Consider the following 14,132-nt stretch of genomic DNA (forward strand, 5'->3'; position numbering starts at 1 on the left):
ATGTGACGATGTGTTTCGCCGCGGCTCGCATGGGGCGGATGTCGAGGCGGCGGCGTCGCGGGCGTAGCGTGGGGGCATGGACCATGCCATTCCCTACGGGTCCTGGCCGTCGCCCGTGACCGCCGCCGCCGTGTCCTCCGCCTCGCCGCGCATCGAGGGCGCCCGCTTCGTCGGCGACGAGATCTGGTGGGGCGAGGGCGTGCCGACAGAGGGTGGACGCACGACGGTGCGGCGCCGACGTCCTGACGGCGTCGTCGAGGACCTCCTGCCGGCGCCGTGGAACGTCCGCTCCCGCGTGCACGAGTACGGCGGCGGGTCGTGGACGACGTCGGACGACGGGACGCTCTACTTCGTGGAGAAGACCGACCAGCGCATATGGGCCCTCGCGCCCGGCGGCGTGCCCATACCGCGCACGCCAGAGAGCGACGGGACGCGGTTCGGCGGCCTCTCCTGGCAGGAGGGGCGGCTGCTCGCGATCCGTGAGATCCACGGCGCGACGCTCGTGCCACGGCGCGACATCGTCTCGATCGCGACGACGGGCGCGTGGAGCGTCGTCGACCTGATCGCGGGCAGCGACTTCGTCGCGCAGCCGGCTCTCTCCCCCGGCGGGCACCACCTCGCGTGGGTCGCGTGGAACCACCCCGACATGCCGTGGGATCGCACGCAGCTGCGCGTGGGCCGCATCGAGGGCGGCGTCGTCGCGGAGTGGACGACCGTCACGAGCGGTGAGACCGCTGCGCTGCAGCCCGTCTGGCTCGACGCCGACGACCTGCTCTACGCCGACGACCCCACGGGTCGCTGGAACATCTGGCGCCTCCGCCTCGACGCGGGCCTCGACCACGAGGACCTCGCGCCCGCCGACGCAGACACGGGCGGCCCGCTGTGGGTGCTCGGCGCCCGCTGGTTCGCCCGGCTCGGCGACGGCCGGCTCGTCGCGGTCCGGACGAACGGCGCAGACGACGTCGTCGTGATCGACCCGACGTCCGGTGAGGCGCGGTCCCTGGGTCTCGAGGCGACGGCAGAGGTCGTCATCGAGCACGTCTCGGGACAGCGTGTGCTCGTCTCGGGCTCGGGTGCGGCATCCACTCCCGGAATCCACCTCGTCGACACGGAGACGGGCACGGCGGAGCGGGTCGTCGGCGGCGGAGCCGATGGGGACGCCGAATGGATGCCGCGTCCTCGCGCCGTCACGTTCGAGGGTCCGCACGGACCTGTGCACGCGTTCGACCATCCGCCGACCAATCCGGGCGCCCACGCTCCCGAGGGTGAGCTGCCGCCCTACGTCGTGCTCGTGCACGGCGGGCCGACGGGACACGTCGCGGGTGCGGCATCCGCCAAGATCGCGTACTTCACGAGCCGTGGCATCGGCGTGCTCGACGTCAACTACGGCGGCTCGAGCGGCTACGGCCGGTCGTATCGCGAGCGCCTGCGCGGGCAGTGGGGCGTCGTCGACGTCGACGACGTCGTCGCCGCAGCGCGCGGACTCGCGGCCGAGGGACGGGCGGATGCCGCGCGCCTCGCGATCGAAGGAGGCTCGGCAGGCGGCTGGACGGTGCTGTCGGCACTCGTCGCGACCGACGTCTTCGCGGCAGGGATCTCACGGTACGGGGTCGGCGACGCGCGGGCCCTCGCAGCCGAGACGCACGACTTCGAGGCGCACTACCTCGACGGCCTCATCGGGCCGCTCCCCCGCGACGAGCACGTGTACCTCGAGCGGTCCCCGCTCACGCGGGCCGACCGGTTCCGCGTGCCGCTCCTGCTGCTGCAGGGCTCGGACGACGAGGTCGTCCCGCCCGCGCAGTCCGAGGCCATCCGCGACGCCCTCGCGGCGCGCGGCGTGCCGCACGCCTACGTGCTGTACGAGGGCGAGGGGCACGGCTTCCGGCGCGCCGAGACGATCATCGACGTGCTCGAGAAGGAGTACGCCTTCCTCGGCGCCGTCTTCGGGTTCGAGACGCCCGGCGTTCCGCCCATCGCGCTCGACTGAAGCGCCCGCCCGGCGCTCCGGCGTCAGTGCGCGCCGCGCACGACGAACGGCGCGAACTCGGCCGCGAGCCGCTCCGAGACGTAGGCGTGCAGCGCCGTGCCCTCGACCTCGTGCGACTGCGAGACGATGTGCCCCGAGTCGTGGGCGGCCGAGATGAGGTCGCCGCGGCCGTAGGGCACGAGCGCGCGCACCTCGACGGCGGGAAGCGGCAGCGCCGCCTCGACGGCGGCCCGCAGCTCCTCGATGCCCTCGCCCGTGCGGGACGAGACGAACAGCGCATCCGGCTCGAGGCCACGCAGCACGAGCCGCTCGTCCTCACCGACGAGGTCGGCCTTGTTGAAGACGACGATCTCGAGAGTGTCGCGGGCCCCGACATCGCCGATGACGTCGCGCACGGTCCGCAGCTGGGCGACGGGGTCGGGGTGCGAGCCGTCGACGACGTGCAGGATGACGTCGGCGTCGCCGACCTCCTCGAGCGTCGAGCGGAATGCCTCCACGAGCTGGTGCGGCAGGTTGCGCACGAACCCGACGGTATCGGTGAGCGTGTAGACGCGGCCGTCCGCGGTCTCCGAGCGTCGCACCGACGTGTCGAGCGTCGCGAAGAGGGCGTTCTCGACGAGGACCCCCGCGCGCGTGAGGCGGTTGAGCAGACTCGACTTGCCGGCGTTCGTGTAGCCCGTGATGGCGACCGCCGGGATCGTGTTGCGCTTGCGCTCGGCGCGCTTGGCGTCGCGCGCGGGTGCGAAGTCGCGGATCTGGCGGCGCAGCTGCGCCATCTTGGTGCGGATGCGACGGCGGTCGAGCTCGATCTTGGTCTCACCGGGACCGCGCGAGCCCATGCCCGCGCCGCCCGCACCGACCTGGCCACCGGCCTGGCGGCTCATCGAGTCACCCCAGCCGCGCAGGCGCGGAAGGAGGTACTCGAGCTGCGCGAGCTCGACCTGCGCCTTGCCTTCGCGGCTCTTGGCGTGCTGGCTGAAGATGTCGAGGATGACGGTCGTCCGGTCGATGACCTTGACCTTGACGACGTCCTCGAGTGCGCGGCGCTGGCTCGGGGCGAGCTCCGTGTCGGCGATGACGGTGTCGGCGCCGACCGAAGCGACGATGTCGCGGAGCTCCTGCGCCTTGCCGCGGCCGACGTAGGTCGCGGGGTCCGGGTGCGGGCGGCGCTGCAGCACGCCGTCGAGCACGACGGCGCCCGCGGTCTCGGCGAGGGCCGACAGCTCCCGCAGCGAGTTCTCGGCGTCCTCGGTCTCGCCCTGCGCGTGCACGCCCACGAGCACGACGTTCTCGAGCCGCAGCTGCCGGTATTCGACCTCGGTGACGTCCTCGAGCTCGGTGGACAGGCCGGGCACGCGACGCAGGGCGGCGCGCTCTTCGCGGTCCCACTGGTCGCCGTCGGTGTCGGCGCGCGAGATCGTCGACTCGTCCTGCAGCGCCTGAGCCGCGCCGAAGACCCGCACTCCCGAGTGCGCGTCCGCGCGCGACAGGACGCGATCCACCGGATCGACCGGCGTCTCGTCCGTGCTCGGAGGTGTCGTGGTGTCTGTCATGTCTTCCTTCCGGGATGCCTCGTGCCCGGTTCCCGCGTCGAACGGGTTGCCAGGCCCCCGAGGCATCCGTAAACAATACGCTTTCTGGACGCGGGGAGGTCCGCGCGTGGACTCGCAGACGCTCGTCGGCGGCTTCGCCGCACCCTGTTCATTCTGATCGCGGGGAGATCCCCGCGAGGACTCGCTGACGCTCGTCGGCGGCTTCGCCGCACCCTGTTCATTTTGATCGCGGGGAGATCCCCGCGAGGACTCGCTGACGCTCGTCGGCGGCTTCGCCGCACCCCCTTACCCTCCCCTGCTGGTGAGGTCCTCCGCTAGGCTTCTCAGCCATGGATGGGGACCACTACTTCAGCGCGTCGCCAGTCAGCGCTGAGAACCTCCGGCGTGTGCGGGTGCGCCTTGCGGGGCGCGATCTCGAGGTCCTGACGGCGGGCGGCGTGTTCAGCCCGGATCACGTGGACTCGGGCACGAGCGTGCTGCTCGCGAACACCCCGCCGCCACCGCCGGGCGGTCACCTGCTCGATCTCGGCTGCGGCTGGGGGCCGGTCGCACTGAGCCTCGCGCTCGAGGCACCGCACGCGACGATCTGGGCGGTCGACGTCAACGAGCGCGCGCTCGATCTCACGCGTCGCAATGCCGCTGCCCTCGGCCTCGTGAATGTCAACGCCGTCCTGCCCGACGGTGTTCCCGACGACGTCTCGTTCCGCACGATCCGCTCCAATCCCCCGATCCGCGTCGGCAAGAACGAGCTGCACGGCCTGCTCGAGCGCTGGATCCCCCGGCTCGACGAGCGCTCCGACGCCTGGCTCGTCGTGCAGCGCAACCTCGGATCCGACTCGCTGCAGCGCTGGCTCGGCGCGACGTTCGACCACGGATACAGCGTGCACCGCGCCGCGACGGGTCGCGGGTTCCGCGTCATCAAGGTGCGCCGTCACGGCACGCCGGAGACCGGATCGATCCCGCTTCCATAACCGCTGGGTCGCGTGGCGGACGGATGCCGCGCTTGAGGCGTCAGGCCAGCGCCACGTCGCCCGAGAACACGAGCGTCGCCGGGCCTGACAGCAGGACCCGGCCTTCGCGCATCCGCACACCCAGGCGGCCGCCCGGCACGTCGACTGTCCAGTCGTCCGGTGCGCCTCGCCCCGCCCAGTGGCGCACCGCGAGCGCCGCGGCCGCGACTCCCGTGCCGCAGCTGAGCGTCTCGCCCACGCCGCGCTCGAAGACGCGCATGCGGATCGACCCCACGCCGCCCTGCACGAGCGGATCGGCCGGCACGACGAACTCGACGTTCGCGCCGTGCGGCGGGACGGGCTCGAGGACGGGCTGCACCGTGAGGTCGAGCCCCTCGAGCTCCGCCGGAGTGAACAGGGCGACGACGACGTGCGGATTGCCGACGTCGATGCCGACTCCGGGGCGCGCGACCCCGAGTCCACGGGCCCGCACGAGCACTTCGGTCTCGTCGACCCGGAACACCCCGAGATCGACTTCGAGGCCGAGGTCGCTGCGCGTGAGGGTCTTGACGCCCGCGCGCGTGCCGATCGCGAGGGGACCCGCGTCGAGCGACGCCAGGCCCGTCTCGTCGAGATACCGCGCGAAGACGCGGATGCCGTTGCCGCACATCTCGGCCTTCGAGCCGTCGGCGTTGCGATAGTCCATGAACCACTCGGCACCGGATGCCGCGGCATCCGCTCCCTCGTCGATCGCCGTCGACCGCACGACCCGGAGGATCCCGTCGCCGCCGATCCCGAATCGACGGTCGCACAGCGCAGCGACCTGATCGTCGGTGAGCGCGAGCGCCCCCTCCGCGTCGGGGAGGATGACGAAGTCGTTGCCCGTGCCGTGTCCCTTGGTGAAGGCGAGGGTCTGCGGCATCCCTCGATTCTACGGACCGTGGGCCGTTGGCGGACTCAGAAGGCGAACGGCTCGTAGCAGTCGAACGTCTCGTGCGCGGCGACCCGTCCGTCGCGCACCGTGACGAACCCCGCCATGTGGGCGACGATCTCGGTCTGTCCGACCACACCCCGCCAGGTCGAGCGGACAGCCGCACGATCGCCGACCACGAGCACCTCGTGGATCTCGATGGACTGGGCGGCGAGCCGCCCCTTGCCCGCCTCGAAACCCGCGACCGTCTCCTCGAGGGTGCGCACGTGCCCGCTCGGCGAGATCGGGTTCGGGCGCTCCGTGAAGACGGCGTCGGGCTGGACGATCGCGCGCAGGTCGTCGGCGCTCGATCCCAGGTCGGCGACGATCCCGAAGTATCGCCGGACGATGTCCTCCGTGGTCGACATGCGTCCGAGCGTATAGCCGCCCCCGGCTCAGCGGCAGGGGATCACGCGGGGCCGTCTGCGATGAGCCGACGCCCCGTCGCCCACGTCTCGAACGGCTCGTACCCGAGCGCGTCGTAGAAGCCGCGCGCCGCCTCGTTGTCGGGACGGACCATGAGCTGCACCTTGGGGCAGCCCATCGCGAGCAGGCGTGCCTCGGCGTCGGCGACGAGCGTCCGCGCGATGCCCTCGCCGCGCCGGTCCGCGGCCGTCGCGAGGTAGTACAGCCAGCCGCGATGTCCGTCGTAGCCCGCCATGACGGTGCCGACGACGTCGTCGCCGTCCGCCGCGACGAGGAACAGCTCGGGCTGCACCGCGAGCTTGCGCTCGATGTCGAGGTGCGGGTCGTTCCACGGGCGCGTGAGCCCCGCCGCGTGCCACAGCGCGACGACGGCCTCCGTCTCGGCGACCCGGAACGGACGGACGGCGATCGTCATGAGGCCTCCTCGATGAGTCGGGATGCCGGCTCCTCCGGTCCCACCCAGTGCACGCCGTCGTAGCGGCGGAACCACGAGACCTGCCGGCGCGCGTAGCGACGCGTCAGCTGCTGCGTCTGGGCGATCGCCTCTGCTTCGTCGATCTCGCCGGTCAGCTCGGCGAGCGCCTGCGCGTACCCGATCGCGCGCCGCGCCGTCACGCCGTCCTCGAGCCCGCGCGGGCGCAGCGCCGCAACCTCGTCGAGGAGCCCGTCGCGCCACATGCCCCCGACTCGCGCGTCGAGGCGCACCACGAGCTCGTCGCGCGGCACCTGCAGGCCGATGATCCGGGTGTCGGGATGCCACAGGACGGGTGCCTCCGGAAGAGCTGCGCCGTGCGTCGCGGCGCCCTGCTCGAGCACCTCCAGCGCACGCGCGATGCGCCGCCCGTTGCGCGGGTCGATGCGCGCGGCGGTCGCGGGATCGGCGTCCTGCAGGCGGGCGAAGAGCACTCCCGGCCCATGCTCGGCGAGCTCCGTCTCGATGCGCGCCCGCACGTCCGCGTCGCGCGGCGGGAAGCGGAAGTCGTAGAGGACGCTCGAGACGTACAGCCCCGAGCCGCCCACGAGCACGGCGTCGGCGCCGCGCCCGTGGATCTGCGTGATCGCGGTGCGCGCGGCATCCTGATACCAGGCGACCGCCGCGTCGTCGGTGACGTCCAGGACGTCGAACAGATGATGCGGGATGCCGCGCCGCTCGCTCTCGGGAAGCTTCGCCGTGCCGATGTCCATGCCGCGGTACAGCTGCATGGCGTCGGCGTTGACGACCTCGGCGGGCCGTCCGCGCGCCGCGAGAGCCTCGGCGAGGTCGAGCGACAGCGCCGTCTTGCCCGTGCCGGTCGCGCCGACGACGGCCCACAGGACCGGACCCGCCGCCACGGGGGTCAGACGCCGATGCGGAGGGTGGGGAGCCCGAGCGAGACGGCGCGCTTCTCGCCCGCTGAGCCTGCCGGATCGCCTGCCGGGGCGGGGACGGCGCACGACTCGGCCAGCGAGCGGTCCCACGCATCGCCCGCACGGGTGCGGCGGATCCGCAGCGGCGCGCCGTCGGTGGAGTCCGCGAGCAGGTGGAAGGGCGCCGCGTGGGTCACCGTGACGCTCACGACATCACCGGGGCGCGGGACGGCCGATCCCACGGGCACCTCGAAGTGCACGAGCCGGTTGTCCTCCGCGCGGCCCGTGAGGCGGTGGGTCTCGGCGTCCTTCTTGCCCTCGCCCATCGAGACGAGCACCTGCAGCTCGCGGCCGAGCTGCCGCTCGTTCTCCTCGAGCGAGATGCGATCCTGGAGCGCCGCGAGGCGCTCGAAGCGCTCCTGCACGACGGCCTTCGGCACCTGGTCGGGCATCGTCGCGGCGGGCGTGCCCTCGCGGATCGAGTACTGGAATGTGAAGGCGCTCGAGAACCGCGACGCCTCGACGACCCGCATCGTCTCCTCGAAGTCCTCGTCGGTCTCGCCGGGGAAGCCCACGATGATGTCGGTCGTGATCGCGGCATCCGGCATCTTCTCCCGCACGCGGTCGAGGATGCCGAGGAATCGGTCGCTCCGGTAGGAGCGGCGCATCGCCTTGAGAATGCGGTCGCTGCCGGACTGCAGCGGCATGTGCAGCTGAGGCATGACGGCGGGCGTCTCGGCCATCGCGTCGATGACGTCGTCGGTGAAGGCCGCGGGGTGCGGGCTCGTGAAGCGGATGCGCTCGAGCCCTGGGATCTCGCCGGCGGCGCGAAGGAGCTTGCCGAACGCCTGCCGGTCGCCGAACTCGACGCCGTACGAGTTGACGTTCTGGCCGAGCAGCGTGACCTCGACGGCGCCGTCTTCGACGAGCAGGCGGATCTCGTTCAGGATGTCGCCGGGGCGGCGGTCCTTCTCCTTGCCGCGCAGGCTCGGGACGATGCAGAACGTGCACGTGTTGTTGCAGCCGACCGAGATCGACACCCAGCCGCTGTAGATCGAGTCGCGCTTGGTGGGCAGCGTCGAGGGGAAGGTCTCGAGCGACTCGAGGATCTCGAGTTCGGCCTCGTCATTGTGGCGCGCCCGCTCGAGCAGGCTCGGCAGCGACCCCATGTTGTGCGTGCCGAAGACGACGTCGACCCAGGGGGCCTTGTCGAGGACGGTCTGCTTGTCCATCTGCGCGAGGCACCCGCCGACGGCGATCTGCATGCCCTCGTGGTGGTCCTTGCGGCCCTTGAGGTGCCCGAGCGTGCCGTAGAGCTTGCCGGCGGCGTTGTCACGTACGGCGCACGTGTTGATGACGACGACGTCGGCCTCTTCGCCGGCCGTCGCGCGCAGGTACCCCGCGCTCTCGAGCGAGCCTGAGAGCCGCTCCGAGTCGTGCACGTTCATCTGACAGCCGAACGTGCGCACTTCGTACGTGCGCGCCCGCCCGTCGCGGCCTGTCGCCGCGGGCGAGAGCGCGATGAGCGTCGGTGAGGAAGAGGGGGAAGACATGATGGGGATATTCTACGAGCCGCGACCCGAGGGGGATCTGTGGACGGTCCCCACGCCCACTCCACGCGGCGCTGACGCGCCGCGCGGAGCCTCGGGGCGCGTGGGCCCGGCCGCTCCGCCGGTCAGCGGGCGGGAGCCGTCGCCTCGAGGATCTGGAGGGCGTGCTCGATGTTCGCGCGCGCTGTCGCCTCGTGCCCCGCCGTCCAGTCGCCTTCGTAGCCGCGGATCGTCGGCTCGCTCGCGAGGATGAGCGAGAAGTAGAGGCGGTACAGCCGCAGGCGGATCTCTCCCGTCGGTGACGAGAGCTCCCGGGCGAGGTCGCCCCTGGCCTCGGCGTCTCCGAAGAGCACGTCCGCGTCAGGCGCGCCCGTCGCGAACTGATCCGTGCCGACGACCTCGAGGATCGGATCGCCCCACACGGTGCGCTCCGTGTCGATGACCCCGACGATCTCGAGGGTCTCGGGGTCGACGAAGATGTTCCCCTCCCACAGATCCGTGTGGACGATGCGAGGATGTGTGACCGCCCCGAGCGCGCCGGAGTGGGTCGCGAGCACCGCGCGAGCGCGGGCCGCGGGGAGTTCCACCTGCCACCGCTCCGCGTCGGCGAGAACGGCTTCGACCATGAGCCGGAACGCCGCGCTCCATGTGTCCGCGGCGAGCCCCGCCTGGGCTGCCGGGTAGCCGAAGGCCGGCGCGGGCTCCTGCGCGATGCACGCCATGACGGCACCCAGGTTGCGCCGCACCGTCGCCGTCGCCGTCTCATCGAGCTCGAGCGAGAGCCACGGCGTTCCCGGGAGGTGGTCCGCGACGACGATGTCCGCGTCGAGGATGCTCCGCGTGAAGTCTGTGTGCAGCACCTCGGGAACGGGCACGCCCGTCGATGCGAGCATCCGGTAGGTCAGCGCTTCGGTGGCGAGCAGTCCCCGCTCGTAGGTGAACAGACGGGTCGCGTCGGCGCCGACGATCTTGGCCACGGCACGCCGACCATCCGTGAACGTCACCCGGTACGCCGTCGCGAACATGCCGCCGGTCAGCGGCTCCAGCGAATCGACGGACCCCAGGGGCTCGAGAACCGAGGAGAGGAGTGTCTCGTCCACGACGAACTTGGTCAGCACCCCGTCACCCTAGGGCACATCGGCGGGCCGGCCGGTGCGGCGCGGCGCTCCTCGACGCGCGCCGCAATCCGGTGCCCCACCTCAGTGCCCGTCGCCGCCCCGCCGCCTGCGCCGAGCCTCCGCACTACTCGAAGCGGACGCCGCTGCTCCCCCGCGCCGTCTCCTCGAGCGCCTGCCGCGCGACGTCGTGGGCGAGCGAGCCGCCGTAACCCCGGCGGGCGAGCTGACCCGCGAGACGGCGGAGGGCGGCATCCCGCTCGACCGACGCGAACGAGCGCGCCTTCGACCGCGCGAACTCGAGAGCCCGCTCCCGATCGTCGTCGGGGAGGGCGAGCAGCGCCGCGTCGGCCACGTCGCGCGGAATGCGCCGTTTGGCCAGGGACTGCGCGATGACACGTCTGCCCTGGCCCTTGCGGTCGAGGCCCACGTGGACGACCTGCTCGGCGAGCGCGGCGTCGTCGAGGTAGCCGCGCTCTTCGAAGCGCGTCAGGATCTCGTCGATCTCGGCGTCGTCGAGCTGCGCGGCCACGAGGACGTCGCGCGCCTCGGCGATCGAGAGCGACCGGCCTCGCAGCTTCTTGAGCAGCGTCTTCTCGGCGAACTCCGATCCCGACGGGGCTTCGGGCTGCTGCCGAGCAGCGCGGCGCTGCTCGGTCTGCTGTGCGACAGTCCGCTCACTGGACTGTTCACTCGAAGCCGGCTCGTCGGCCCACGTCGAGTTCCAGTCCGTCGGGCGCTGCGGCGCGCCTCCGAAGAGAGGGATGACGGGGGCGAGCCCTTCCGCATCACCCGAGGGAGTGCCCCCGGGCTCGCCCTCGTCTTCGCTATGCATAGCTCGCCCCGGTTGTTGAGCGACGTCGAAACATCACGCCGGGCGGCGCTTGGCGAGCTCGTCCTCGGCGGGAGCGGCATCGCGCGGCACGCCGATGCCGAGCTTCGCCTTGATCTTCGATTCGATGTCGGCGGCGACGTCCTCGTTCTTGAGCAGGAAGTTGCGCGCGTTCTCCTTGCCCTGCCCGAGCTGCTCGCCGTCGTAGGTGTACCAGGCGCCGGACTTCTTGACGATGGCGTGCTCGACACCGAAGTCGATGAGGCTGCCCTCGCGGGAGATGCCGACGCCGTAGAGGATGTCGAACTCGGCCTGCTTGAACGGCGGCGCCATCTTGTTCTTGACGACCTTGACGCGCGTGCGGTTTCCGACGGCTTCGGCACCGTCCTTGAGCGTCTCGATGCGGCGGATGTCGAGACGCACCGACGCGTAGAACTTCAGCGCCTTGCCGCCGGCGGTCGTCTCGGGCGAGCCGAAGAACACGCCAATCTTCTCGCGCAGCTGGTTGATGAAGATCATCGTGGTGTTCGTCTGGTTGAGACCACCCGTGAGCTTGCGGAGCGCCTGCGACATGAGTCGGGCCTGCAGACCGACGTGCGAGTCGCCCATCTCACCCTCGATCTCGGCCTTCGGCACGAGAGCCGCGACGGAGTCGATCACGACGAGGTCGATGGCGCCCGAGCGCACGAGCATGTCGGCGATCTCGAGCGCCTGCTCACCCGTGTCGGGCTGCGAGACGAGAAGCTGATCGATGTCGACACCGAGCTTCTGCGCGTAGTCGGGGTCGAGCGCGTGCTCCGCGTCGATGAAGGCGGCGATGCCGCCCGCGCGCTGCACGTTCGCGATCGCGTGCAGCGTCAGGGTCGTCTTGCCCGACGACTCCGGGCCGTAGATCTCGATGATGCGGCCGCGCGGAAGACCGCCGATGCCGAGCGCGACGTCGAGTGCGATGGAGCCGGTCGGGATGACCTCGACGGGAGCGCGCTCGTCGCTGCCGAGGCGCATGACCGAGCCTTTTCCGAACTGCCGGTCGATCTGGGCGAGGGCCGATTCGAGGGCCTTCTCGCGGTCAACGGGTGAGGGCATGGCGTGCTCCTTCTGCACTCTGTCCGCGGTCGGCGCTGCCGCTCACGGAGACTCTGTCGCCTGTAGGCTGTCGGGCTCCGCCCTGGATAGGACGGGTGATGCGACAAGGCGTGAGGTGTCGTTCGACGTGTTCCACGCTAGGGAGGGGCTCCGACATCCGTCATCGCTCCTTCTGCTGCCGTGGACAGACACGTCCTCGATACCTGCTGTGCAGAAGACTATGCGTTCATCGAACACTCATTCGAATGACACGCCGCGAAGCGGCTCCACCAGGTTCCTGAGTAGCGCCGCGAAGCGCCGCGTATCGAAGGGCGATAGGACACGCCGCGAAGCGGCTCCACCCGGTTCCTGAGTAGCGCCGCGCAGCGCCGCGTATCGAAGGGCGATAAGACACGCCGCGAAGCGCCGCGCACCGAAGGGCTGGAAGCACGCCGGCCGCGGCGCGATCGATGCGGGATCAGCTGCGACGCGGCTCGAGGCGTCCTGCGCCGTAGCGGCGGTCCAGCGGGACGTCGGCCTCTGCGCACAGCGCGAGCCACACGTCGCGCGGCGGAACGCCGGCGGCGATCGCCTGCGCCGCCGTCCGATCACCGACCCCGGGCAGCGCGAGGTCTACCAGGAGAGCGCTCGCGCGAGGCCCGAACTCGGCCGCGACGGCACGCTCGAACTCACTGCGACGCATGTGTGAAGGTTCCTCAGCTCCGTCGAAGGCTCAGCGCAGTGAGAGCTCGACCTGAAGATCGGATTCGAGGCCCGCGAGGTCGTCGGGAACGACATCCGGGAACGTCTGCATACCCTCGAGCACGGAGATGCGGTCGCCCACTTCGCGCATGATGGTCGAGATGGGAACGTCGAGCGCATCGGCGACGGAGGCCAGGATCTCGCTCGAGGCCTCCTTCTGCCCGCGCTCGACCTCACTGAGGTAGCCGAGGGCGACACTCGCGCGGCCTGCGACCTGACGCAGCGTGCGGCCCTTCTGGAGGCGGAAGTCACGCAGGACCTCGCCGATCTCGTGCCGAACCAGGATCATGCGAGCCCCCTCTTCCCCTCAGCAGTCGTCCGGGTGGACAACGGTACAACATCGACTACGGCCAATCTAATCCCGCGCGCTGGATAACGGGTGGGAATCGCGGAATGTAACCGTCCCGAAACGGACTTCATTCCCGCCCGACGCATACGTGTCACATTCGGGTCTCAAAGGGCCTCGAGCGCCGTCCGCACGGCCAGCCTGACGGTCTCAGCCCGGATCTGCTCGCGCGTGCCCTTCAGCTCGAGCGACTCGACGCGCGTGCCGAGAGGCGTCGCGACACCGATGTGGACGGTTCCGACCGGCTGCCCGTCGGGTGAGTCGGGGCCCGCGATGCCCGTCGTGGAGATGCCGACGTCGCAGGGGGCGTCATCGTGCCCGAGTCGCACGCGGACTCCCTCGGCCATCTGGCGCGCGACGCGCGGATGCACGGGGCCGTGCGCGTCGAGCAGTGTCACATCGACACCGAGGAGGGTGTGCTTGAGCTCGGTCGCGTAGGCGACGATCCCGCCGCGGACGACCGCGGAGGCCCCCGGCACGCTGACGAGGTCGGCCACGACGAGGCCACCTGTCAGGGACTCCGCGATGCCCACCGTCCAGCCGAGCTCGGAGAGCCGGTCGAGCAGCCGCTCCGAGTCCGTGCGGCGTGCGCGCTGGAGGGTCACCTCCAGCTCGTCGGGGAGGCCGCCTTGCGCGGCCTCGTGATCGCTCACGACGTGCTCCCGCGCTTCTGCGCGCGGGCGGCGCGCCGCTCGCTCACGACCACGTCGATGCCGCTCGTGATCGTGAGGATCACCGCGATCGTCATCGTGATGCCGTTGACCCACCAGATCCACTCGCCCACGAGCGTCCACAGCGGGAGGAGGGCGAGCGAGAGCGCCACGCCCTGCGCGAGGGTCTTGAGCTTGCCCATCCACGCCGCCGCGAGCACGTGGTCGCTCACGACCATGAAGCGGTAGACCGTGATGCCGATCTCGCGGATGAGGACGATGATCGTGACCCACCACGGGAGTTCGCCCAGGATCGAGAGTCCGATGAAGGCGAACCCCGTGAGCACCTTGTCGGCGATCGGGTCGAGGAGCTTGCCGAGGTCCGTGACGATGTCGTTGCGGCGGGCGATCCAGCCGTCGATGCCGTCCGTCGCGATCGCGACGATGAACAGCACCGCCGCCCACCAGCGCAGCGGGCCGTCGGCGCCGCCATCCGCGAGGAGCATCCAGAGGAACACCGGAGCGCACAGGATGCGCACGATCGTGATGGCGTTCGGCAGCTGGCGTGGAATCGCCATG

15 protein-coding genes are annotated in these 14,132 nt (G+C 71.1%); 2 read left to right on the plus strand and 13 right to left on the minus strand.

Features of this window, described 5'->3' with window-relative positions; genetic code table 11:
• The first annotated feature begins 76 nt into the window (after positions 1–76).
• Positions 77–1,987, plus strand: coding sequence for a prolyl oligopeptidase family serine peptidase (locus MJ607_RS16695; protein WP_243076749.1), 1,911 nt, complete (start codon positions 77–79; stop codon positions 1,985–1,987).
• A 23-nt stretch (positions 1,988–2,010) separates the two neighbouring features.
• Here MJ607_RS16695 and hflX read toward each other — a convergent pair whose 3' ends face one another.
• Entirely contained in the window at positions 2,011–3,540 is a 1,530-nt protein-coding gene (gene hflX, locus MJ607_RS16700) for a GTPase HflX (protein ID WP_243076750.1), read from the minus strand.
• A 329-nt stretch (positions 3,541–3,869) separates the two neighbouring features.
• Between hflX and MJ607_RS16705 the strand changes: the two genes are divergently transcribed.
• Positions 3,870–4,511, plus strand: coding sequence for a class I SAM-dependent methyltransferase (locus MJ607_RS16705; RefSeq protein ID WP_243076751.1), 642 nt, complete (start codon positions 3,870–3,872; stop codon positions 4,509–4,511).
• A gap of 40 nt (positions 4,512–4,551) precedes the next feature.
• Here the strand turns inward: MJ607_RS16705 and dapF are convergent, their stop codons facing one another.
• The 12 genes from dapF to pgsA all read right to left on the minus strand — a co-directional run bounded on the left by dapF (position 4,552) and on the right by pgsA (position 14,131).
• A complete protein-coding gene (dapF, locus tag MJ607_RS16710; protein ID WP_243076752.1) occupies positions 4,552–5,412 on the minus strand; it encodes a diaminopimelate epimerase in 861 nt (286 codons plus the stop codon).
• A gap of 35 nt (positions 5,413–5,447) precedes the next feature.
• Positions 5,448–5,828: a nuclear transport factor 2 family protein gene (locus MJ607_RS16715; protein WP_243076753.1), complete on the minus strand. Its 381-nt coding sequence runs from the start codon at positions 5,826–5,828 to the stop codon at positions 5,448–5,450.
• A gap of 41 nt (positions 5,829–5,869) precedes the next feature.
• On the minus strand, positions 5,870–6,301 hold the full coding sequence (locus MJ607_RS16720; protein WP_243076754.1) for a GNAT family acetyltransferase: 432 nt from the start codon (positions 6,299–6,301) through the stop codon (positions 5,870–5,872).
• Positions 6,298–7,227, minus strand: a complete 930-nt coding sequence (gene miaA, locus MJ607_RS16725) for a tRNA (adenosine(37)-N6)-dimethylallyltransferase MiaA (protein WP_374238078.1) — start codon at positions 7,225–7,227, stop codon at positions 6,298–6,300. Before miaA ends, MJ607_RS16720 begins: the two co-directional genes overlap by 4 nt.
• Positions 7,224–8,786: a tRNA (N6-isopentenyl adenosine(37)-C2)-methylthiotransferase MiaB gene (miaB, locus tag MJ607_RS16730; protein WP_243076756.1), complete on the minus strand. Its 1,563-nt coding sequence runs from the start codon at positions 8,784–8,786 to the stop codon at positions 7,224–7,226. Before miaB ends, miaA begins: the two co-directional genes overlap by 4 nt.
• A 122-nt stretch (positions 8,787–8,908) precedes the next feature.
• Positions 8,909–9,901 carry a phosphotransferase family protein gene (locus tag MJ607_RS16735; RefSeq protein WP_243076757.1) on the minus strand — a complete coding sequence of 331 codons (993 nt, stop codon included), beginning with the start codon at positions 9,899–9,901 and terminating at the stop codon, positions 8,909–8,911.
• A gap of 124 nt (positions 9,902–10,025) precedes the next feature.
• The gene (locus tag MJ607_RS16740) at positions 10,026–10,733 is read right to left on the minus strand and encodes a regulatory protein RecX (RefSeq protein WP_243076758.1); all 708 of its coding nucleotides are present in this window, start codon (positions 10,731–10,733) and stop codon (positions 10,026–10,028) included.
• Positions 10,734–10,766: 33 nt separating this feature from the next.
• On the minus strand, positions 10,767–11,816 hold the full coding sequence (gene recA / locus MJ607_RS16745) for a recombinase RecA (RefSeq protein WP_243076759.1): 1,050 nt from the start codon (positions 11,814–11,816) through the stop codon (positions 10,767–10,769).
• A gap of 457 nt (positions 11,817–12,273) precedes the next feature.
• The gene (locus tag MJ607_RS16750; RefSeq protein WP_243076760.1) at positions 12,274–12,498 is read right to left on the minus strand and encodes a DUF3046 domain-containing protein; all 225 of its coding nucleotides are present in this window, start codon (positions 12,496–12,498) and stop codon (positions 12,274–12,276) included.
• 30 nt (positions 12,499–12,528) lie between these two features.
• Entirely contained in the window at positions 12,529–12,846 is a 318-nt protein-coding gene (locus tag MJ607_RS16755) for a helix-turn-helix domain-containing protein (protein WP_243076761.1), read from the minus strand.
• 164 nt (positions 12,847–13,010) lie between these two features.
• Positions 13,011–13,556 carry a CinA family protein gene (locus tag MJ607_RS16760; protein WP_243076762.1) on the minus strand — a complete coding sequence of 182 codons (546 nt, stop codon included), beginning with the start codon at positions 13,554–13,556 and terminating at the stop codon, positions 13,011–13,013.
• Positions 13,553–14,131: a CDP-diacylglycerol--glycerol-3-phosphate 3-phosphatidyltransferase gene (gene pgsA, locus MJ607_RS16765; RefSeq protein ID WP_243076763.1), complete on the minus strand. Its 579-nt coding sequence runs from the start codon at positions 14,129–14,131 to the stop codon at positions 13,553–13,555. The genes MJ607_RS16760 and pgsA overlap by 4 nt, the downstream gene beginning before the upstream one ends.
• Position 14,132: the final 1 nt, after the last annotated feature.

This window comes from Microbacterium sp. SS28, assembly GCF_022761035.1.
Classification (GTDB): domain Bacteria; phylum Actinomycetota; class Actinomycetes; order Actinomycetales; family Microbacteriaceae; genus Microbacterium.